This is a genomic window from Phyllobacterium sp. 22229 (assembly GCF_052056495.1).
GTDB lineage: Bacteria > Pseudomonadota > Alphaproteobacteria > Rhizobiales > Rhizobiaceae > Phyllobacterium > Phyllobacterium myrsinacearum.
The window spans coordinates 181,344-202,764 of record NZ_JBQEPA010000005.1 but is presented as its reverse complement, the minus strand read 5'-3'; the positions used below and the strand labels follow the sequence as shown (position 1 = coordinate 202,764).

Here is a 21,421-nt window from a genome sequence, read left to right as displayed (position 1 = left end):
CCGATTATTTCAACTTGCCTTCCGCCGCCGCGACGATGGCTTCCGCGGTGATGCCGAAATGCTTGTAAAGCTCTTCGATCGGACCGCTGGCGCCAAAGCCGGTCATGCCGACAAAGATGCCGTCGAGGCCGATGAAACGGTCCCAGCCGAGGCGGATGGCAGCTTCCACCGCAACCTTGACCGGGGCATCGCCGATCAGCGCGCGCTTGTAGTCTTCGCTCTGCTGTTCGAAGAGTTCGAAGCAGGGCACGGAAACGACGCGCGCGGGATGGCCGTCCTTTTCCAGCTGCGCACGGGCGGCGAGCGCAATTTCGACTTCCGAACCGGTCGCGAAAATCGTCACTTCAGCCTTGCCGCTGGCCGGGGCCAGTTCATAGGCACCATAGGCGCATTTGTTTTCATCGGAATGGTCGGTCCGGACCGTCGGCAGGTTCTGGCGTGTCAGTGCCAGTGTCGATGGAGTCTTGCGGGACTCCAGTGCCAGCTGCCAGCATTCGGCCGTTTCGACAACGTCGGCGGGACGGAACACATAATTGTTCGGAATGGCGCGCAGTGCCGCCAGATGTTCGACCGGCTGGTGCGTCGGACCATCTTCGCCCAGGCCGATGGAATCATGCGTCATGACATAGATGACGCGGATGCCCATCAGGCTGGAAAGACGCATGGCGCCGCGTGCATAATCCGAGAAAGTCAGGAACGTGCCGGAATAGGGAATAAGCCCGCCATGCAGCGCGATACCGTTCATGGCAGCAGCCATGCCGTGCTCGCGGATGCCGTAATGCACGTAACGCTGACCATAATCGTCAGGGGTGATGTTCTGCGTCTGGCTGGTCTTGGTGTTGTTGGAACCGGTCAGGTCGGCAGAGCCGCCAATGGTTTCGGGAACAACAGCGTTGATGACTTCAAGCGCCATTTCCGATGCCTTGCGGGTCGCGACCTTCGGCTTGTCTTGCGAAAGCTTCTTCTTGTAGGCGACGATGGTGGCATCGAAATTGGCAGGCAGGTCGCCGCGCATGCGGCGGTCGAACTCAGCGCGGGTCTCGGCATTGGTCGCAGCCAGACGCTGTTCCCATGCGGCATGCTCCTTGGCAGAGCGCAGACCGGAGGCGCGCCATGTGTCGAGAATATCAGCGGGAACGACGAATGGCTCGGATGTCCAGCCGAGGGCCTTGCGGGCGCCGGCCAGTTCTTCCGCACCGAGCGGCGAGCCATGCACCTTGTTGGTGCCGGCCTTGGTGGGCGCACCAAAACCGATGGTCGTCTTGCAGGCGATCAGGGTCGGCTTGTCGGACTTGTGGGCCTTTTCGATCGCCGCGGCAATCGCATCCTGGTCGTGGCCATCGACATTGATCGAGTTCCAGCCGGACGCTTCGAAGCGGGCGCACTGATCCGTATTGTCGGCGAGCGAAACCGGACCGTCGATGGAAATGTTGTTGTGGTCCCAGAAAACGATGAGCTTGTTCAGCTTGAGATGACCGGCAAGCGCAATGGCTTCCTGGCTGATGCCTTCCATGAGGCAGCCGTCACCGGCGATCACATAGGTATGGTGGTTGACGAGATCATCACCAAAATGGGCATTCAGGATGCGCTCGGACAGCGCCATGCCAACGGAATTGGCCAGACCCTGGCCGAGCGGGCCTGTGGTGGTTTCGATGCCGGCGGCGTGACCATATTCGGGATGACCGGCCGTGCGCGAGCCAAGCTGGCGGAAATTCTTGATCTGGTCGATGGTGATATCTTCGTAACCGGAGAGATAAAGCACCGAATAGAGCAGCATCGAGCCATGTCCGGCGGAAAGGACAAAGCGATCGCGGTCGGGCCAATGCGGCGCCTTCGGATCGTGCTTGAGGAAACGGGTATAAAGAACGGTCGCAATATCAGCTGCGCCCATGGGAAGGCCGGGATGGCCGGAATTGGCCTTCTCCACTGCATCTGCCGACAGAAAGCGGATTGCATTGGCCATTTGGTTGGATTTTTCAGAATTGGTCATGTGTACCGTCTTTCGAAGAGGATAGGAAATGCCGTTTCTGGACGCCGGTTCAGACAAAATCCAAAAGGCACGCGACACATAGCAGGTGTCATCAGGGAGTCAATAAAACCTAAGTCAAATTGAGGCATTCGGAAAGCGGGCTCTTTCGTCGCACGGGCGGGAACAAGGGCACCCGATACTCGATTATCGGTGCATGACTGGACTGTGACAACGCGGATTGATTGACGCGACGTTGATGTGCCCTCTAGACTTCGGCGCATAAGCTGTTCTTCTTTTTGCGATTCGCGTAAAAGAGCGACACACAGGGGAAACGCGAAAATGGCACCGGAAGCCACCCTCAAGCAGGTTCTGGAACGATTGGCAAAAGCCTTGGCTCACCTCGAGGACGCGGTTGACCTGCGTCTTGAGCAGGAGGGTGATTTTGCCGAAGCGGAGGAAGAGGTCCAGCGCATGAACATGGACCGGCGCAGGCTGGCCCAGGAGCTGGACGCGTCGGAAGGGCGTGCGGAACGCCTGGAAGCCGCCAACAAGGAAGTCTCCCGCCGTCTCGTAACGGCGATGGAATCCATTCGCACCGTTCTGGACCGGTAATACCGCTATCAGCTGAAAGAGACGCCCATGGCCACTGTAACAGTTACGATTGACGGCAAAGCCTACCGGATGGCCTGCGACGAGGGCCAGGAACAGCACCTGACCGGTCTTGCCGAGCGGTTCGACCGTTACGTGACGCACCTCAAATCGTCCTTCGGTGAAATCGGCGATTTGCGCCTGACTGTCATGGCCGGCATCATGATCACGGACGAGCTGCATGAATTGCAGATGCGGGTCAAAGGCCTTGAAAACGAGGCCGACGCCCTGCGCAAGAGCCGCGATGAAGCTCTGCAGCGGGCGGACAAGAACGACACGGCCATCACCGGCGTTCTGTCCGAAGTCACCACGCGGATCGAAAACCTCGCGGCCAAGATCGCGCCCAAGGCGAGCTGATCTGCCGGATCGGCGGGACAAGCGAGGCCCTAGCCCTCGATTTCCTCGCGCAGCATTTCCAGTTCCAGCCACTCTTCCTCGAAGCGCTCGAGATCGTGCCGCTTCTTGCCGATCTCCTCGACGGTCTTGTTGAACACCTGCGGATTTTTGGCAAAAAGCTCGGGATCGGCGAGTTTGGCTTCGAGCTTGTGGATGTCCGCATGCAGCGCCTCCATCTTGCCCGGCAGGTTTTCCAGCGCGAATTTCTGCTTGTAGGACAGTTTGCGCTTTTCCTCGCGCTGCACCGCCGGTTTTTCCCCGCCGGCGTCGGCGGGCGCTGCTGATTTGGCCGTCTTCAGCTCCTTGCGTGTCGCCAGCGCTTCCCTGCGCTGCGCCAGCATGTCCGTATAGCCGCCGGCATATTCGAGCCAGCGCCCGTCGCCTTCCGGCGCAATCACCGATGTTACGGTACGGTCGAGGAAATCACGGTCGTGGCTGACCAGGAGAACGGTTCCGGCAAAGCCCGACACCAGTTCCTGCAGGAGGTCGAGCGTTTCCATGTCGAGATCGTTGGTCGGCTCGTCGAGCACCAGCAGATTGGCCGGGCGCGCGAGGACGCGCGCCAGCATCAGCCGCGCCCGCTCACCGCCCGACAATTCGCGGATCGGCGTGCGCAACTGCTCCGGCTGGAACAGGAAGTCCTTCATGTAGGAGGCCACATGGCGCTGTTCGCCATTGACGATGACATTCTCGCCGCGCCCGTCGGTCAGGTAGTCCGACAGCGTCTGGTCGAGGTTGAGACTGTCGCGCTTCTGGTCCAGAACGGCAATTTCAAGATTGGTGCCAAGACGCACGAAACCGCTGTCCGGCGCAAGCAGGCCGGTCAGCATGGAGAGAAGCGTGGTCTTGCCGACACCATTCGGACCGACAAAGCCGACGCAGTTGCCGCGCTGGATGCGTGTGGAGAAATCCTTGACCAGCACGCGTTCGCCATAGGCCTTGACCAGGTGTTCGGCCTCGATGACCAGCTTGCCGGATTCCCTGGCGTCGCTGGCCTTCAAGACGGCGGTTCCCTGCGCGCGGCGATGATTGCGGAATTCCCCGCGCATGCTCTGGAGTTCGCCGAGACGCCGCATGTTGCGCTTGCGCCGTGCCGTAACGCCGTAACGTAACCAATGCTCCTCGCGCACGATCTGGCGGCCGAGCTTGTGCAGATCACGCTCTTCCTCTTCCAGCACCTTGTCGCGCCATTCCTCGAAGGCGCCAAAACCCTGGTCGAGCCGTTTCGTAACGCCGCGGTCAAGCCAGACCGTCGACCGGCTGATATTTTCCAGAAACCGCCTGTCATGCGAGATGACGACGATGCTGGAGCGGATCTGCCGCAACTCGCCTTCCAGCCATTCGATTGTTGTCAGGTCGAGATGGTTGGTCGGCTCGTCGAGAAGCAGAATGTCGGGCTGGGGGGCGAGAACCTTGGCCAGCGCCGCACGCCGCGCCTCGCCGCCCGACAGATTGTCCGGCTTTTCCTCGCCGGTCAGGCCGAGATGCTCAAGAATGTAGCTGACACGGTAAAGATCGTCTGCCGGTCCAAGGCCCGCCTCGACATAATCGCGGACATTGGCAAAGCCTTCCATGTCGGGCGCCTGGGCGAGATAGCGGACGGTGACGCCGGGATGGCGGAACACTTCGCCGTCGGTCGGCGTGATGAAGCCCGCCGCGATCTTGAGCAGTGTCGACTTGCCGGAGCCATTGCGGCCGACAAGGGCAATGCGATCGCCCTCGCTGACGGAAATCGCCGCATCGCTGAGGAGCGGCGTACCGCCAAACGTCAGTGCAATCCGGTCAAGACGAAGAAGGGGTGGAGCCATGGCGTTTTTCAGTTCTGGAAAAGGAGCGCAATCGCCGGACATCAGTGCCGACGGGCGCTTGTCGGCGAGATTGGTGCCGCTGTCAAATATCTTTATCGCATAAAACAGAACAGGCCGGAAAACCGGCCTGTCTGCATCCGTTCAGCAGCGTGCCGCTCAGTAGCCGCCGTTGTTGTAACCGCCATAGGGGGCACCACGACCGCCATTGCCTTCGCAAGGGGCATTGTAAATGCTGCCATCGGGCCGCTGGTACCGGCACAGGTTCTGATTGCCATTGCCGCTGCCGCTTGGCGTCGTTGCCGTACCGACTGCCGCGCCGAGAAGCGCGCCGCCGGCCGCACCGATCACGGTGCTCTTGGTGTTGTGTCCGAGTGCCTGTCCGGCGAGTGCGCCGACACCGCCGCCGATCAACGCGCCCGTCCCGGCCCGCTGGTTCTGTTCGCTCGTTTCGCAGCCGGCCAGTGACATGGCCAGGAGCGCAGAAACCGCAATAGCGGTCAAACGAAAACTCATCGTAAATCCTCTCAACATGAATATAGCGGCCATATCGTGCGGGCTTAATGCGGCAGAACAAAGATCAGCCCATGAACCCGGCAAACAAAAACAGGCCGGTTTCCCGGCCTGTTCCGCTTTCCCTGATGGGGAACGATTAGTAACCGCGGCAAGGCGCGCGATAGCGTTCGCCGTAACGGTTTTCGTATGTGCAGTAACGGCGGCCGCCGCCGTCATTATTGGCCGTTGCAGCGCCAACAGCGACACCACCAACACCACCAATGGCAGCGCCGGCCAGTGCGCCACGGCCACCACCGATTGCACCACCAGCCAAAGCACCAAGTGCTGCACCGCCAACGCCATAACCCGCTGTACGCTGTTCACTTGTTGTGCAACCGGCTACCGAAAATGCCAGAAGCGCGGCAACTGCGACTGTCGACAAACTTTTCAACATGGAAGACCTCTCCCGTTTCAAAACTAAACTAACCAGCTTGCGTCCCCAATGCTGTGCCGCAAGAATTGCACTTTCCGCGTTGTTTTACAAGCGTTTCGCAATTTTACGGTGCAGCAATCAGGACGGCATTGCCTGAACGAAGCGATACGTGGAGATTTCCACACACGGCATTCGACACTGTAAGCGATGAACCGAAAGAAAGTTCCATATTTTCCAGCGGCCATCGCGCACCATGGATAAATAATCCGCGCAGGGACGTAAAGGCCACAATGCTGAATACTGTACCGTCGGCAAAATCGAACGCATAATCCCCTGCAACCAGGGGATGCGCCTCCTCACTTCCGCTGGAAAGAATGATCTTCCGGCCTTCCGCCGCATGGCGGGTGGCCATGGTCAGGTGCAGCAAAGTGTGGTCGGTGCGTTCACCGCCAAAGGCGCCGCACAGAATCACCTCGGTGGCACCCAGCCGGTAGGCCTCATTGAGCGCCAGTTCGCCATCGGTCATGTCCTTGGCCGCCGGAAACACCGAACGCGGCACATGCGCATAGCGTTCGGCCAGCGCGGGCGATGTCGAATCGAAATCGCCCAGCCACAATTCCGGTTCGAGGCCCAGTGCCTGTGCATGGGCGATGCCGCCATCGGCAGCCAGAACGCGTGCTCCGGCAATGAGATGGCGCAGACGGTCGGTGACGTGAACGGTTCCGCCAAGAAGAAGAACGAATTTGCTCATGCACCGGCCATAGCATGGCAAAAGCCGGCCGCACAGGGCATCCGTGATTCGCGGTTAAACGAAGCGCCCGAGCGCAATCGCGGCCATGCCGGCAATCGCCACACCAATGGCCAGAAACAGGCTCGGATAAAGCTCCGGGATGAATTTCTGCCGGCGCCGGCGCAGGAGGATCGCCTTGCGGGGCGCATTCTGCACGCCGGGATTGTGCTGCACCCTGACATGGGAATGATAAAAACCGTGACCACGAAACATGATTGACCCTTTCCATCGGAAAACAGCCGCACGGGATGTTTTCGCTGGGGACAATAGGCGCGCCAGTATCAGCTTTCGATTTGGCAGAACCGGCAAAACATAAAGATTTCATAAGCATCGACCGCTTGCACGGCTCTGGCCGAAGCTCTATCCTTGTCGTGCTCTAACGGGGTGCCGGTCCGATCGACCGGCTGAGAGGCGCAAGGGGAAACCCTGCCAACCCGCGGAACCTGATCCGGTTTGTACCGGCGGAGGGATTAGACGCGGCAGATTTGCCGGCGCACCAATCCTTTTGAACACTGCTGATAGGAGGCGCCGATGCGGCCATTCGAGACTATTGTAAAGACAGCGGCCGTCGTGACCGCTCTGTTCGCCCTTATTCCCCTTGGCACGGCACAGGCCGAAGGCAAGCTGACCATCTATACCTATGACAGTTTCACCGCCGAATGGGGTCCGGGCCCGAAGGTCAAGCAAGCCTTCGAAAAGCAATGCGCCTGCACGGTCGAATTCGTGGCGGTTGCCGATGGTGTCGCCCTGCTCAACCGGATCAAGCTGGAAGGCGAGTCAACCAAGGCGGATGTGGTGCTCGGCCTCGACACCAATCTGACCTACGAGGCCCGGCAAACCGGCCTGTTTGCCCCGCATGGCATCGACACGTCAGCCGTGAGCATCCCCGGCGGCTACACCGATGATATTTTTGTTCCCTATGACTACGGCTATTTCGCCGTCATCTATGATTCCGAGAAGCTGAAGACCCCGCCGGAAAGCCTGAAGGAACTGGTCGAAGGCGACCCGAAGCAGAAGATCGTCATCGAAGATCCCCGCACCTCGACGCCCGGCCTTGGCCTGCTGCTCTGGGTCAAGTCGGTCTATGGCGACAAGGCGGGAGAGGCCTGGGCAAAGCTGAAAGACCGGGTGCTGACCGTCACGCCCGGCTGGTCGGAAGCCTACGGCCTTTTCACCAAGGGCGAAGCACCGCTGGTGCTGTCCTACACCACATCCCCGGCCTATCACCTGATCGCCGAGCGTGTGGACCGCTACAAGGCCATTTCGTTCGGCGAAGGCCATTACCTGCAGGTCGAAGTCGCTGCCCAGACCGTCAACGGGGCCAAAAATCCGTTGTCGGCGCAGTTTCTCACCTTCATGACCAGCCCGGCGTTCCAGGATGCCATTCCTGAAAACAACTGGATGTATCCGGCCGCCAAGACCACCGACGCGCTGAACCCGGCCTTCGAAACCCTGGTTCAACCCGTCAAGACCCTGGCCTTCCCGTCCGAGGAAGTCGCCAAGAACCGTAAAGCCTGGATCGATGAATGGCTCGCGGCCATGAGCCTGTAGCATTGTGATTGCCACCGGCAGTTTCAGACCATGGGCGGGGGCGCTCGCCCTCGCCTTTCTGGCGGCACTCGCGGGTGGCGCACTGCTCAGTCTCGCATCCGAAGCGCTGCGCGGCGGCGTGGAAGGTTTTGCCGCATTCGACAGCTATCTGTGGCGTGTGGCCCGGTTCACGCTGCTGCAGGCGCTCCTGTCCATGCTGCTTGCGGTTGCCTTTGCCATTCCGCTCGCGCGTGCCCTGCATGAACATCCCGCCTTTCCCGGCCGCGCGCTGATTTTGCGCCTGTTTGCCCTGCCCCTGGCCTTGCCCGCGCTTGTCGCAGTGCTCGGCATCACCAGCATCTATGGCCGCAACGGCCTGCTGGCCTTTGCTTTCAGCAGCCTCGGCCTGGACACCCCACCCAATATTTACGGGCTTCCCGGCATTCTTCTCGCCCACGTCTTTTTCAACCTGCCGCTGGCAACCCGGCTCGTGCTGGCAAGCCTTGATTCCATTCCGCCGGATTACTGGAAGCTCTCGGCGCAGCTCGGCATGGGCGGCTGGGCTCGCTTTCGCCTGATCGAATGGCCCGTCATCCGCCGCAATCTGTCCGGTATTGCCGGGCTGATCTTCATGCTCTGCATCACCTCGTTCACGATCGTGCTGACCCTGGGCGGCGGCCCCCGCGCCACCACGCTGGAAGTGGCGATCTACCAGTCCCTGCATTTCGACTTCGATATTGCCCGCGCCGTCTCGCTCACCCTGCTGCAGCTGGGCCTGACCATCGCCGTCCTGCTGCTGCTCGGCCTGACAGGCAAACCGGCGGAGGAAGGCTTCAGTCTCCAGACGGCCACGCGGCGCTTCGAGCAGCCAAGCCGTGCAGCGCAATGCGCCAACACAGCCATCATTCTGCTCGGACTGCTCTTCGTCGGCCTGCCCATGGGCGGAACCGTTGTCGCCGGGCTTGGCGCCGACCTGGCGCGTCTCTTGAGCGAAGCCACGGTCTGGCGCGCCATTGCGACAAGCATCGTGCTTGGCGCGGCCGCGGCCCTGCTCTCCCTCGCCATATCGCTGTCGCTGGTGATGGCCCGGGAATATCAGCAAAGCCGGCGGCGAACGGTTGCGCCTCGCCTGTTCGAACGGTCACTGGATCTGGGGGCAAGCCTGATCATGGTGGTGCCGCCCATTGTCATCGGCGCCGGCTGGTTCATCCTCTCGCGCCATGCGCTCGATCCGTTCAGCCTTGCGCCCGTCATGGTCATCGGGGTCAATGCCGCCATGGCCGTGCCCTTTGCCTTCCGCATCCTGCGCCCGGCCTGGGATACAGCGGCAAGCCGCCACAACCGGCTTTGCCTCCAGCTCGGCATCACCGGCTGGGACCGGCTGCGCCTGATCGACTGGCCGGCCTTGCGCCTGCCCATCGGTGTCGCTTTCGCCTTTGCCATGGCTCTGTCGCTCGGCGATCTTGGCACCATCGCGCTGTTCGGCAGTGATTCCATCCAGACCCTGCCGTTCCTGCTCTTGCAGCGCATGGGAAGTTATCGCACACAGGATGCGGCGGGACTGGCCCTGATCCTGGGTGCCCTGTGCCTGCTCTTGATGGTTGCAGCCGACCGTGGTGCGGCCAGCCTCGCCCGACAGGACAATGCAAGAGATGGTTGAACAAACGGAAAAGACCACAACCGGCGGCGCCGCGATCCGGCTGGATGCCGTTCGTTTCGATTATGGCGATATGGCCATGCGTTTCGACCTTGCCATCGAAGCGTCCTCGATTGCCGCCATCATCGGGCCGAGCGGTGCGGGTAAATCCACGGTTCTCAACCTCATTGCCGGTTTCGAGACGCCGCTCTCCGGCCGCGTGCTGATCGGCGGTGCCGATGTCACGCATGTCGAACCGTCCCGGCGCCCGGTTTCCATGGTGTTTCAGGACAACAATCTTTTTGCCCATCTCGACGTTGCCGCCAATGTCGGTCTTGGCCGCCGGCCGGGCCTGCGCCTCGACGCGGCGGATCGGCAGGCGGTCCACGACGCCATCACCAAGGTCGGACTTGCGGGCAAGGAGACGCGCAAACCGGCGGCACTGTCGGGCGGGGAACGCCAGCGCGTGGCCATTGCCCGGGCGCTGGTGCGCAACCGGCCTGTACTGTTGCTCGACGAAGCCTTTGCTTCTCTCGGCCCAGCATTGCGCCATGAAATGCTTGATCTGGTCGGGCAACTGCAAAAAGATACTGGGATGACCATTGTGATGGTCACCCATCATCCGGACGATGCTTTGCGTATACCATCGACACTGTTCTTTCTGGAAAATGGCCACGTGGCAGCATCGGGTCCCGCCGGAGAATTGCTCGCGGCCAAAGGCCCTTCCCTGTTGCGAAAATATCTCGGCTCGCAAGAGTTATCACTTTGACATATTTTGTACTCAATGGGCCTCATAAGAAATCAATGTAATTCTTGCCCCGGCCTGCTCAACGGGCTAGCTAGAAAGTAAGCACACCGATTCCGCAGGCAAAAGACGAGTGAGAACTTGGTTTTAGCGTTGGCACCGGCGCCGCACGACATGAGGACATGATTCTGGGCTCGCACATTTTCCCCATCGGCAATCGACGGTTTCATCCGGCAGTACGAAGCACGACCGTGATTTCGACAACGCTGCTGCTCGCCTTCCTGTCGGGTTGCCAGGTGCTCAACGTCACCAAGGAAGATGCGCTCGGCCCATCATCAAGCCCAGTCATCGTCGACAATGTTTCGAAGAATGACCGGCTGGCCAAGCTGAGTGCCGAACAGCATCCCCGCATCCTTGCCACCTATGGCGGCGAGTACAAGGATGCGAAGCTCGAACGCATGGTTGCCAAGGTCGTCGGCAATCTGACCACCGTATCGGACAATCCGACCCATACCTACCGCATCACCATCCTCAATTCGCCCAACATCAATGCCTTCGCGCTGCCGGGCGGCTATCTCTATGTGACCCGCGGCCTGCTCGCTCTGGCCAATGACAGCGCGGAACTTGCCGCCGTCATCGCCCATGAAATGGGCCATGTGATCGCCAATCACGGCATCGAACGCCAGCAGCGCGAGGCGGAAGCCGTCATCGCCGGCCGCGTCGTCTCTGAGGTCCTGCAGGACGATCAGGCGGGCCGCGAGGCGCTCATCCGCGGCAAGCTGCGCATGGCGCAGTTCTCGCGCAATCAGGAATTGCAGGCGGATGCCATCGGCATCAAGATGATCGGCGAAGCCGGATACGACCCCTTTGCCGCGGCCCGCTTCCTGCAGTCGATGGCGGCCTATGCGGATTTCCGCAATGTCTCCGGGGCGACCGATGCCAGCCTCGACTTCCTCGCCAGCCATCCCTCCGCGCCGCAGCGCATCGAGCTGGCGCGCGGCCATGCCCGCAAGATCGGTGCGCCCGGCGTCGGCACGACGGACCGCGATTCCTTCCTGCAGGGCGTTGACGGACTGCTCTATGGCGACACGCCGGAAGAAGGCTATGTCCGTGGCCGCACCTTCGTGCACCCGCTGCTCGGCGTCAGTTTCACCGTGCCGGACGGCTTTGTCATCGACAACTCAGCCGCAGCCGTCATGGCAACCGGCCCCGGCGAAGTCGCGATCCGCTTCGACGGAACCCAGATTTCCGGCAAGACGTCGATGGTCGACTATATGCGCAGCGGCTGGGTGACCGGGCTTGACGATGCCAGCGTCAAGGCGACGACATTCAACGGCATGCCCGCCGCAACGGCAAAGGCCAAGGCAGACCGCTGGGAGTTCGATATCTTCGTCGTGAATTCCGGCGACCGCATCTATCGCTTCCTGACCGCCGCGCCCACGGGCAGCACGGCATTGATGCCGGCGGCGCAGACGGTGACGCAGAGCTTCCATCTGCTGACGGCGCAGGAAAAGGCCAACATCAAGCCGCTGCGGATCCGCGTTGTCACGGTCAAGCCGGGCGATACGCTTGCCAGCCTCTCCAGCCAGATCATGGGTACGGACCGCAAGCTGGATCTCTTCCGGCTGATCAATGCTCTGCCGCCCGGCGGCACGGTTTCCGTCGGCGACAAAGTGAAAATCATCAGCGAATAACAAAAAAGCCCGGTAAAACCGGGCTTTTTGTTGAAAGGGATGAACCCGCTATTATGCGGCTTCTTCCTGCTCGTCTTCAACGGACATGTCCGCATCAGCTTCAGCTTCGGCTTCTTCAGTCTTCGCGCCGCGCTTGGGACCTTTGGCGAGATTGACTTCGATCAGGCGGACGGCTTCCGTTTCCGACATCTTGTTGACGGCGGAAATTTCACGGGCCATGCGGTCGAGCGCTGCTTCATAGAGCTGGCGTTCGGAATAGGACTGCTCAGGCTGATTGTCGGCACGGAAAAGATCGCGGACAACTTCCGAAATGGAAATCAGATCGCCGGAATTGATCTTTGCATCATATTCCTGCGCCCGGCGGGACCACATGGTGCGCTTGATGCGGGCACGTCCCTGAACAACCTTCAGGGCACGGTCGACATAATCTGTTTCTGAGAGTTTGCGCATACCAATGGCGGTTGCCTTGGCAACCGGTACCTTCAAGCGCATCTTGTCCTTCTGAAAGTCAATCACGAAAAGCTCGAGCTTGTGGCCCGCAACTTCCTGCTCTTCGATATTGACGATCTGGCCTACGCCGTGAGCCGGATATACAATAAACTCACCCGTCTTGAATCCGATACGCTGGGCGGTCTTCTTCTGCGGAACTGCTGTCATGCGCTTCATTACTCCCTGCTGCGCCCGGCAAAACGCACCGGTTAAACCAATCACTGGAAACCGGAACCCGGTTTGTCGGCCGTCAATATTTTCACGCAAAGCAATCCGGACCAAACAGCAGGACGGGTCACAATCAAAGAACCTCAACCTGAACTGTTAAGTCCGGAAAAAATCTAGCCGATTGGTGATTTATGCTTTAGCGCCACGAAATTGACGTCCAATGATCAACATATCGCGGCACCATAACACGAAAAGTGATCAGAATCAACTTTTGCTGCACAAGCGCAAACTAAACGCATTGCAAGACTTGATTTTCAGGGCAAATCAGTCTTGTGGCACGCGAATAAGTTTAGTCGCCTTCGCCCGGTTCCGGTGAGAAGTACTTCTCGAGCTTACCGGTGACGCCGTCCATTTCCTTGGCATCGCTGGGCGCATCTTTCTTCGCCGAAATATTCGGCCATTTTTCCGCATATTCCGAGTTCAGCTGCAGCCAGCTGTCAAGACCCGGCTCGGTATCCGGCTTGATGGCCTCCGCAGGGCATTCGGGTTCGCACACGCCGCAATCGATGCACTCATCCGGATGGATGACGAGCATGTTCTCACCTTCGTAAAAACAATCGACCGGACAGACCTCAACGCAATCCATATATTTGCAGCGGATGCAATTGTCGGTCACAACATATGTCATTTACTGGCTCCTGAAGACACCATAGTCAGCGTGTCAGCGGTTGAGGTAACGATTTGGCACCGGCCTGACAAGAGGGGAAAACGGACTGCGGCACCAGAACGCGGCCCGGAAAATCTCGACGTGCAAAGGGATTGTCTTCATCACATCAGGACCGAGCCATTGTCCAAGTCCGCAGCGTGCCATTCATCGCATCGCGATGGTCCGCCGACAAGCAACCATCATCTCCCAATATAGGCATTCCGGAAATAATATTTTAGCCCGGCCGACCATTTTGGAGATAATTTCGATATTTCCATGTTTTTCATCGCAAACTAATCTTCGGAGCCGTCAGGCCGGCCCTTCATCAGCCGGTCGACATCCCGCCGCTCGCGCTTCGTGGGCCGGCCGCTGCCCGCGTCGCGCCTGGGCAGCATGTCAAGGCGGCTCACGGCATCCTTTGGCGGCGGCGGCGGAGAAATGTCCTCGTACAGCGCGCGCGCCTCCTCGGCGGGTCCGCGCCGGGTACCGCCGGACAGGACTTTGTAAATGAGAATGCGCCGGTCCAGCGTGATCGTCAGCACATCACCGGGTTTGACCCCGTGTGATGGCTGGTCGATCTTGTCCTTGTTGACCCGGACGTTGCCGCCCGATGCCAGTTTTGCAGCGAGGGAACGGGATTTGACCACCCGCGCGAAAAACAGCCACTTGTCGATGCGCTGCCTGTCGGTTCCCGTCATCTGGGGTCAGACCCTCACTTCTTCATCTGTTCCTTCAACGCCAGCAATTTGGCGAAGGGGGAGTCCATGTCGATCTTGACCGGACGTTCTTCCCGCTCCGGACGCTTGCCGTGATGCTGGGGCTTGCCGGAAGGCTTGCCGCCTTCCTGCCGGAAGCGCTCGCCACCGCCGGGCTTGCCGCCCTTGCCGCGGAACTCCTTGCGCTCACCGCGCTCACCCTGCGGACCGGCATTGCGGTTCGGACGGCTTTGCCGGTTTTGACGCTCCTCGCCCTGGCTGTCGCCGCTGCGGGCCTGCTGCTCGCGTCCGCCCTGGGGACGGCGGTTGTTGTTGCGGCCCTCGAAACGCGGTGCCTGGCGCCAGAGCAGCACCGGCTTGGGTGCGTCTTCTGCTGCCGGAGCGGCGGCGGTTTCAGCAACGGCTGCAGGCGCTTCCTCTGCAACCGCAACGGGCGCCGCAGCCTCGACAACCGGCTTGACGATCGGATCACCAACCGGTTCGGCCGCCGGGACTGATTTGGTGCCTTCTGGCGCGGTGCCCTGCGGCGCAGGCGCCTGGGCGACGGCATCGAGTTCGGCAACCTTGGCCGACACAACGGCAGCGTCGGTTGCTTCCGAGCGGTAGCCGAGATTCTTGAGGATTTCTTCCATGTCATCGGCAGTGGCGCCGAGAATGGACATCATCGCCGGCGTGACGACGAAACGCGTGCCGTCATAGGCACCGTCAGGCCGCGTTCCGCTTCCCGGCTTCCAGGCCAGCGCCGGACGGATGAGATCGGCCAGACGCTCGAGAATATCGATGCGCACGGCCCGGCGACCGAGCAGCCGGTAGCCGCCGAGGCGATAGAAGGCCGGATCGAAAGCGGGATCGGTGACAACCGATGTGCGGCCTGCGGACAGCACCTGCACGACGTCGCCATAGCCGGGGCGATCCCTGGCATCTTCCTTGAGCGCCCACAGCAGCGTCAGCAGACCCGCAGGCGCCGGTTTGAGCAATGCGGGCAGGAAGACGTGATAGGCGCCAAAGCGCACACCGAGGCGGCGCAGGGCAGCGCGCGAATCCTGATCGAGGCCGCGCACATCTTCCGCCACATCCCGGCGCTGCAGCACGCCGAAATTTTCGACCAGCTGGAACGCCAGTCCGCGGGTGATGCCGACCAGCGCATCGGCATTGGCAAGATCGACCAGCGGCTTGAGCACCGTATCCACATGATGGGCGAGGAAGCGGTCAACCCGCGCGGCGACCTTGTCGCGCGCCGGTCCCGTCAGCTGCTCGTCGGCCAGAAGCACCGCGCGGGGCTTCAGCGGCTGCTCGCCCGAGACGACCGAGGCGACCGGAGCGCCAATCCAGCGCAGCGTCCCGTCCGATCCCAGGGCGAAGTCGCCATTCGCGGAAGCGGCAAAACGCTCGGCGCGATTGTCGAACTCTGTCGCCAAGGCTTTTTGTGCGGCAGCCTTCACGGCTTTTGCATCGGTTCCATCGATCTGGCTGTCCGTAGTGAAACGGAATCCATCCAAACGTCCAACATGGTGCCCTTCGACAACAACGTCCCCGGCAGGGCTAATTTCGGCTTCTAGCATTGTATTCTCTCTCAGGCGCCTCATAAGCACGCTTGTCCTGCGGTCTACGAAGCGTTTCGTCAACCGTTCATGCAGTGCATCTGATAATCTGTCCTCAATTTCACGCGTCTTTTCTTGCCAATGTGCCTGATCTGCCAGCCATCCCGGCCGATGCGACACAAAAGTCCAAGTTCTGATCTGGGCAATCCGCCGCGACAAAGCATCGATATCGCCGTCGGTCGTATCAGCCCGGTGCACCTGTTCGCCCATGTACGTTTCGTTAACATGACCATGTTCGACGAGATCTGTATAGATCGATGCAATAATATCCGCATGCTGCGCCGGCGCAATTTTGCGGTAGTCCGGCAAGGCACAGGCATCCCACAGCAGCGCCACCCGTTCCGGCGTATTGGCCAGCGGCGCGATATCCGGGTCTTTCGACAGATAGTCGAGTGCCTGCTGATCCACCGCGGGCAGTGCCCGGGTCAATCCCTCCACCGGCGCGGGCGTGTCGATCGACCGCTTCAACGCGTCAAGGCTGGAGAAATCGAACCGGGCGGTGCGCCATTGCAAAATCTTGACGGAATCGAAGGCATGCGATTCCACCCGCTGCACCAGTTCCTCGGAAAAGCCCGATATCTGCCCGGTGACACCAAATGTACCGTCACGCAGGTGCCGCCCGGCCCGCCCGGCAATCTGGCCGATTTCGCCCGGCGACAGGTCTCGGAACTGATAGCCGTCAAACTTGCGGTCCTGGGCGAAGGCCACGTGATCAACATCAAGGTTGAGCCCCATGCCGATGGCGTCGGTGGCGACGAGATAATCCACATCGCCCGACTGATAGAGATCCACCTGGGCATTGCGGGTGCGCGGGCTCAGGGCACCCATGACCACGGCGGCGCCGCCATTCTGGCGGCGGATCAGTTCGGCGATGGAATAGACCTCCTCGGCAGCGAAGGCGACGATTGCGGTGCGCGGCGGCAGGCGCGTGATCTTCTTCGAGCCGGCATAGGTCAGGTTGGACAGGCGCGGACGCGTGACGACCGAAATGCCGCGCAGCAGCTTCTCCAATATGCCGCGCATGGTGGCCGCACCCAGCAGCAATGTTTCCTGACGGCCCCGCAAGTGCAGGATGCGGTCGGTGAAGATATGGCCGCGCTCCAGATCATTGGCGAGCTGGACCTCATCGATGGCGACGAAATCCATGTCGGTCTGGCGCGGCATCGCTTCGACGGTGCAGACCGCATAGCGTGCGCCAGGCGGCGATATCTTTTCTTCGCCCGTGATCAGCGCGACATTGGCAAGCCCCACCCGTTCGGCAACGCGGTTATAGACTTCGCGCGCCAGCAGGCGCAGCGGCAGGCCGATCATGCCGGTCTGGTGCGCCAGCATCCGTTCAATGGCGAGATGAGTCTTCCCCGTATTCGTCGGCCCCAGAACGGCGGTGACGTCACGGCCGCTCAGGATCAAGGGAAGTTCGGGAGTAGGCATAAGGTTCATCAAAAATATCCAACACCGGCACGACGGCCTTACCAGAACCAGCAAGGCATGCCGGGCATGCTCTATCCGATAGCACTATCGGTATCAGACAGAAAGTATGCGGCGACCTCAAGATAAACAATTGCGAACCGATTCACGGAGTGTTCCATTAAGAAATAGAACGCGAGCAGAACGAATCAGCGACGAATCAGCTATAGGACCAGATTCCTGCTTTGTTCACGGCCACATCTAGCTTTGCGGGGTATGAGTCGCACAAGATGCTGAATCGTCAAGGGCAGGATTTCATTGAATCCGTTCATCCGCATTAACCTTTGGCTTGCTGGCGCGAAAACCGACATTCCGGCGTCAACCGGTTTTTTGCCCGGTTAAGGAAATCGTAATATTTCCTTATAGTTAGTTAAGGAATCCGGGCTCCGCGCGTCCCGTTCCATTAACACTTCGATCAAAGGAAGAACGAATCAGCGACGAATCAGCGCTTTGCATTCTTTCCCGTTTTGTTCACGGCTACATCTTGTGCTGAAGGCGCGGGAGTCGCACCAATCACCGAACGCACGGGAAGGAAATAGGACAAGATTCAGGAAATGCCGTTAACCTTTGGCCGCGAGTATCGGGAATCGCTGCCGCACAAAACAAAACGCCGCCGACCGTTTCCGGCCCGCGGCGGCGTCTGATTTGCTTCCGATCAGCTGAAATATTGCCCGCCATTGGCGGTCAGCGTCGAACCGGTGATGAAACCGGCATCATCCGATGCGAGGAACACGACGCAGCGCGCGATTTCCTCCGGCTCCCCCAGACGTCCGACCGGGATTTGCGGAATGATGCGCTCGTTGAGCACCTTCTCATCGATGGCCCGCACCATTTCCGTTCCGATATAACCGGGGCAGATGGCATTGACCGTAATCCCCGCACGCGCGCCTTCCTGCGCCAATGCCTTGGTAAAGCCGATATCCCCGGCCTTGGCCGCGGAATAGTTGGCTTGTCCGGCCTGGCCCTTTTGCCCGTTGATCGAGGAAATATTGATGACGCGGCCGAATTTGCGGTCGCGCATGCCCGTCCATACCGGATGGGTCATGTTGAACAGGCCGGTCAGATTGGTGTTGATCACTTCGCCCCATTGACCTGGGGTCATCTTGTGAAACATGGCGTCGCGGGTGATGCCCGCATTGTTGACCAGTACGGCGACGGGGCCGTGATCAGCCTCGATCCTGGCAATACCGGCAGCGCATTCTTCATAGTTGGAAACATCCCACTTGTAGGTGGCAATGCCGGTTTTTTCCGTGAATTTCTTCGCCGCGTCGTCATTGCCGGCGTAATTTGCCGCGACCTTGTACCCCGCCGCTTTCAGGGCCACGGAAATGGCTGCGCCGATACCCCGTGTTCCACCCGTGACGATTGCCGTTTTGGTCATATTTCCCCTCCCTAATTCATGTTGGATCAAAGTTAGTGTTGTTGAAAAAGAGACGTGGCAGCAGCCTGGAAATTTAGTGCTGCCAGAGCACGGGTCCGGCAAACGCCGGACCCGTGTTCATTCTTGCAAGATCAGTCCTTGACGCGCTCAACGCACAGCGCAATGCCCATGCCGCCGCCAATGCACAGCGTGGCAAGGCCTTTCGTGCCGTTGCGGCGCTTCAATTCATAAAGCAGCGTGTTGAGCACCCGGGCACCGGAAGCGCCGATCGGATGACCGATGGCAATGGCACCGCCATTGACATTGACGATATCGGGATTGAGCCCGAGATCCTTGTTGACGGAAAGCGCCTGCGCCGCGAAGGCTTCGTTGGCTTCGACCAGATCAAGGTCCTCCACCTTCCATCCAGCTTTTTCCAATGCCTTGCGCGAGGCGGGGATTGGACCTGTCCCCATGATGGCAGGGTCGACACCGGCCGTTGCCCAGGAGACGATGCGCGCCAAGGGCTTGACGTTGCGGCGCTTGGCCTCGTCTTCGCTCATGAGCACCACGGCCGCCGCGCCGTCATTGAGGCCCGAGGCATTGCCTGCGGTAACGGTGCCTTCCTTGTCGAAAGCGGGCTTCAACTTGGTAAGAGAGTCAAGCGTCGCGCCATGGCGGATATACTCGTCATCGGCAACGACCACGTCGCCCTTGCGGGTCTTGACCGTGAACGGCACGATTTCATCCTTGAACTTGCCCGCCTTCTGCGCGGCTTCCGCCTTGTTCTGGGAGCCAAGGGCGAACTTGTCCTGGTCTTCGCGGGTGAACTGCCACTTGCGGGCGATGTTCTCGGCCGTATTGCCCATGTGGTAGCCATGGAAAGCGTCGGTCAGGCCATCCTTGATCATCGTATCGATCATCTTGAAATCGCCCATCTTCACGCCGCCGCGCAGGTGCGCGCAATGCGGCGCCATCGACATGGACTCCTGTCCGCCCGCCACGATGATGTCGGCATCGCCGGTCGCGATCTGCTGCATGCCGAGCGCCACGGCGCGCAGGCCGGAACCGCAGAGCTGGTTGAGCCCCCAGGCCGTCGCCTCCTGCGGAATGCCAGCCTCCATGGCCGCCTGGCGGGCCGGGTTCTGCCCTTCACCAGCGCCGAGCACCTGGCCCATGATCACTTCATCGACATCGGCACCATCGACACCGGCGCGGCTCAGCACTTCCTTGATCACCGCAGCGCCGAGTTCATGGGCCGGGACGTTGGCAAAAGCACCGTTGAACGAACCCACGGGGGTTCGCGCTGCACTGGCGATAACGATGGATTGGGTCATGGACGTCTCCTTGTCATTGAGATGCTGAATTCATTCAGCTTGGCTTCCCGAACAGAATTCCCTCCCTGCGTCAGTTTGACAAGGGGCATTCGCCGCGAAGCCAAATTTATCGCCCGCAGGGCCGAGAAAGGCTGGAATGATCTGCGCGATGGATGCGGCGCACAAATCACTTTGATTTGCGCCGCTTTCCCCCTATCCTCGCTGGCATATCAGTAAGCGGGCACGCAAATTCAGACCATTTGAGTCTGATGACATGAGTTGGGGAGTTCTCTGATGGCAGCAAAAACCGGCGACGTCGTCATTAAAAAATATGCCAACCGGCGCCTCTATAATACCGGCACGAGCACCTATGTGACGCTGGAAGACCTCGCCGAGATGGTAAAGCGCAATGAGGATTTCACCGTTCAGGACGCCAAGACCGGCGAAGACATCACCCATTCCGTCCTGACCCAGATCATCTTCGAACTGGAAAACAAGGATGGGCAGAACATGCTGCCGATTCCGTTCCTGCGCCAGCTCATCGCCTATTACGGCGACCAGATGCAGGTGGTGCTGCCGACATTCCTCGAACAGTCCATGAGCGCCTTTGCCAAGGAACAGGAACGCATGCGTGAGCAGCTTTCCGCCGCCTTCGGCAAGTCGCCGATCGACATGATGAATATCAGTGCGCCGGTCAAGCTCGTTGAGGAGCAGGTTCGCCGCAACACCGAAATGCTGCAGCATGCCATGCGGATGTTCACGCCGTTCCCGCTCAACAAAACGGCCGGAGCGGCCGAGGCCGACGAAACACCCGCCGCCGAAACCGCCAAGAAGGACACCGGGCTGGACGAACTGAAAGAACAGATCGCCGCCATGCAGCGCAAGCTCGATTCCCTCGACAAATAATCCAGGCCAGATCCGTTTTGACTGAGCATCCGGCTCGCACGGCGGATCGGCTTTTCCTGTTTTATGACCATACGAACCCAAGAGGATACCATGGCTCAACTCTCACTTTCCAAAGCCAACACCATCATCAAGGCAGCGCTTGCCAAGGCCACCGAGGCAGGCATGCGTCCGCTCTCCGTTGCCGTGCTCGATGCCGGCGGCCACCTCAAGGCCTTCCAGAAGCAGGACGGCGCCTCGCTGCTGCGCTTCGAGATCGCTTTCGGCAAGGCATTTGGCGGCCTGTCCATCGGCACCGGCTCGCGCACCGTTGAAAAATTCGCCAAGGAACGCCCGCATTTCGTCGAGGGGCTGGTGGCAGCATCGGGCGGACGCGTCATCCCGGTGGCAGGCGGCGTTCTCATCAAGAACGCCAAGGGAGAGATTCTCGGCGCGGTCGGCATCACCGGCGATACATCCGACAATGACGAGATTGCCGCTGTCGCCGGGATTCAGGCGGCCGGTTTCATCGCCGACGGCGGCCAGGGCTGACCGCTAGCCCCGTTCTGGAACAG

The 21,421-nt window shown here is 60.2% G+C and carries 20 protein-coding genes and 1 riboswitch; of the genes, 8 read left to right on the top strand and 12 right to left on the bottom strand.

Going from position 1 to position 21,421, the window contains the following annotated elements; translation table 11 throughout:
- Positions 1–4: 4 nt before the first annotated feature.
- A complete protein-coding gene (tkt, locus tag ACTJJ7_RS08175; RefSeq protein ID WP_130271056.1) occupies positions 5–1,990 on the bottom strand; it encodes a transketolase in 1,986 nt (661 codons plus the stop codon).
- A gap of 318 nt (positions 1,991–2,308) precedes the next feature.
- Here tkt and ACTJJ7_RS08170 point away from each other — a divergent pair, with 318 nt between their 5' ends.
- Positions 2,309–2,581: a DUF4164 domain-containing protein gene (locus tag ACTJJ7_RS08170; protein ID WP_105734387.1), complete on the top strand. Its 273-nt coding sequence runs from the start codon at positions 2,309–2,311 to the stop codon at positions 2,579–2,581.
- A gap of 27 nt (positions 2,582–2,608) precedes the next feature.
- Positions 2,609–2,974, top strand: coding sequence for a cell division protein ZapA (locus tag ACTJJ7_RS08165; RefSeq protein WP_105734386.1), 366 nt, complete (start codon positions 2,609–2,611; stop codon positions 2,972–2,974).
- A gap of 29 nt (positions 2,975–3,003) precedes the next feature.
- Here ACTJJ7_RS08165 and ACTJJ7_RS08160 read toward each other — a convergent pair whose 3' ends face one another.
- The 5 genes from ACTJJ7_RS08160 to ACTJJ7_RS08140 form a co-directional block, all read right to left on the bottom strand.
- A complete protein-coding gene (locus ACTJJ7_RS08160) occupies positions 3,004–4,821 on the bottom strand; it encodes an ABC-F family ATP-binding cassette domain-containing protein (protein ID WP_440966485.1) in 1,818 nt (605 codons plus the stop codon).
- 156 nt (positions 4,822–4,977) lie between these two features.
- Positions 4,978–5,334: a YMGG-like glycine zipper-containing protein gene (locus ACTJJ7_RS08155; RefSeq protein ID WP_130271060.1), complete on the bottom strand. Its 357-nt coding sequence runs from the start codon at positions 5,332–5,334 to the stop codon at positions 4,978–4,980.
- A gap of 136 nt (positions 5,335–5,470) precedes the next feature.
- Positions 5,471–5,767, bottom strand: a complete 297-nt coding sequence (locus ACTJJ7_RS08150; protein ID WP_105734384.1) for a hypothetical protein — start codon at positions 5,765–5,767, stop codon at positions 5,471–5,473.
- Positions 5,768–5,870: 103 nt separating this feature from the next.
- Positions 5,871–6,497 (bottom strand): thiamine diphosphokinase, encoded by a 627-nt coding sequence (locus tag ACTJJ7_RS08145; RefSeq protein WP_105734383.1) that lies wholly within the window; start codon positions 6,495–6,497, stop codon positions 5,871–5,873.
- A 54-nt stretch (positions 6,498–6,551) separates the two neighbouring features.
- Positions 6,552–6,749 carry a hypothetical protein gene (locus ACTJJ7_RS08140; protein WP_130271062.1) on the bottom strand — a complete coding sequence of 66 codons (198 nt, stop codon included), beginning with the start codon at positions 6,747–6,749 and terminating at the stop codon, positions 6,552–6,554.
- Positions 6,750–6,906: 157 nt separating this feature from the next.
- A riboswitch (TPP riboswitch) is annotated at positions 6,907–7,023 on the top strand.
- Between the two features lie 44 nt (positions 7,024–7,067).
- Here ACTJJ7_RS08140 and thiB point away from each other — a divergent pair.
- The 4 genes from thiB (at position 7,068) to ACTJJ7_RS08120 (ending at position 12,141) form a co-directional block, all read left to right on the top strand.
- Complete coding sequence (gene thiB, locus ACTJJ7_RS08135) at positions 7,068–8,087, top strand: thiamine ABC transporter substrate binding subunit (RefSeq protein WP_440966482.1); 1,020 nt, start codon at positions 7,068–7,070, stop codon at positions 8,085–8,087.
- A 4-nt stretch (positions 8,088–8,091) separates the two neighbouring features.
- On the top strand, positions 8,092–9,726 hold the full coding sequence (gene thiP, locus ACTJJ7_RS08130) for a thiamine/thiamine pyrophosphate ABC transporter permease (RefSeq protein WP_440966480.1): 1,635 nt from the start codon (positions 8,092–8,094) through the stop codon (positions 9,724–9,726).
- On the top strand, positions 9,719–10,471 hold the full coding sequence (gene thiQ / locus ACTJJ7_RS08125; protein ID WP_440966478.1) for a thiamine ABC transporter ATP-binding protein: 753 nt from the start codon (positions 9,719–9,721) through the stop codon (positions 10,469–10,471). Before thiP ends, thiQ begins: the two co-directional genes overlap by 8 nt.
- Positions 10,472–10,713: 242 nt before the next feature.
- The gene (locus ACTJJ7_RS08120; RefSeq protein ID WP_245421111.1) at positions 10,714–12,141 is read left to right on the top strand and encodes a M48 family metalloprotease; all 1,428 of its coding nucleotides are present in this window, start codon (positions 10,714–10,716) and stop codon (positions 12,139–12,141) included.
- A gap of 51 nt (positions 12,142–12,192) precedes the next feature.
- Here ACTJJ7_RS08120 and ACTJJ7_RS08115 read toward each other — a convergent pair whose 3' ends face one another.
- The 6 genes from ACTJJ7_RS08115 to ACTJJ7_RS08090 form a co-directional block, all read right to left on the bottom strand.
- Entirely contained in the window at positions 12,193–12,807 is a 615-nt protein-coding gene (locus ACTJJ7_RS08115) for a CarD family transcriptional regulator (RefSeq protein ID WP_440966476.1), read from the bottom strand.
- Between the two features lie 340 nt (positions 12,808–13,147).
- Positions 13,148–13,486, bottom strand: a complete 339-nt coding sequence (fdxA, locus tag ACTJJ7_RS08110) for a ferredoxin FdxA (RefSeq protein WP_105734377.1) — start codon at positions 13,484–13,486, stop codon at positions 13,148–13,150.
- Positions 13,487–13,797: 311 nt separating this feature from the next.
- The gene (locus tag ACTJJ7_RS08105; protein ID WP_130271072.1) at positions 13,798–14,202 is read right to left on the bottom strand and encodes an RNA-binding S4 domain-containing protein; all 405 of its coding nucleotides are present in this window, start codon (positions 14,200–14,202) and stop codon (positions 13,798–13,800) included.
- Positions 14,203–14,216: 14 nt separating this feature from the next.
- Positions 14,217–17,261, bottom strand: coding sequence for a helicase-related protein (locus tag ACTJJ7_RS08100; RefSeq protein WP_440966474.1), 3,045 nt, complete (start codon positions 17,259–17,261; stop codon positions 14,217–14,219).
- Positions 17,262–17,943: 682 nt separating this feature from the next.
- On the bottom strand, positions 17,944–18,669 hold the full coding sequence (phbB, locus tag ACTJJ7_RS08095; protein ID WP_105734374.1) for an acetoacetyl-CoA reductase: 726 nt from the start codon (positions 18,667–18,669) through the stop codon (positions 17,944–17,946).
- A gap of 131 nt (positions 18,670–18,800) precedes the next feature.
- Positions 18,801–19,985, bottom strand: a complete 1,185-nt coding sequence (locus ACTJJ7_RS08090; RefSeq protein ID WP_105734373.1) for an acetyl-CoA C-acetyltransferase — start codon at positions 19,983–19,985, stop codon at positions 18,801–18,803.
- Between the two features lie 273 nt (positions 19,986–20,258).
- On the opposite strand from ACTJJ7_RS08090, the gene phaR reads away from it, so the two are divergent.
- Positions 20,259–20,870 carry a polyhydroxyalkanoate synthesis repressor PhaR gene (gene phaR / locus ACTJJ7_RS08085; RefSeq protein WP_105734372.1) on the top strand — a complete coding sequence of 204 codons (612 nt, stop codon included), beginning with the start codon at positions 20,259–20,261 and terminating at the stop codon, positions 20,868–20,870.
- A 90-nt stretch (positions 20,871–20,960) separates the two neighbouring features.
- A complete protein-coding gene (locus ACTJJ7_RS08080) occupies positions 20,961–21,398 on the top strand; it encodes a GlcG/HbpS family heme-binding protein (protein ID WP_105734371.1) in 438 nt (145 codons plus the stop codon).
- Positions 21,399–21,421 lie beyond the last annotated feature (23 nt).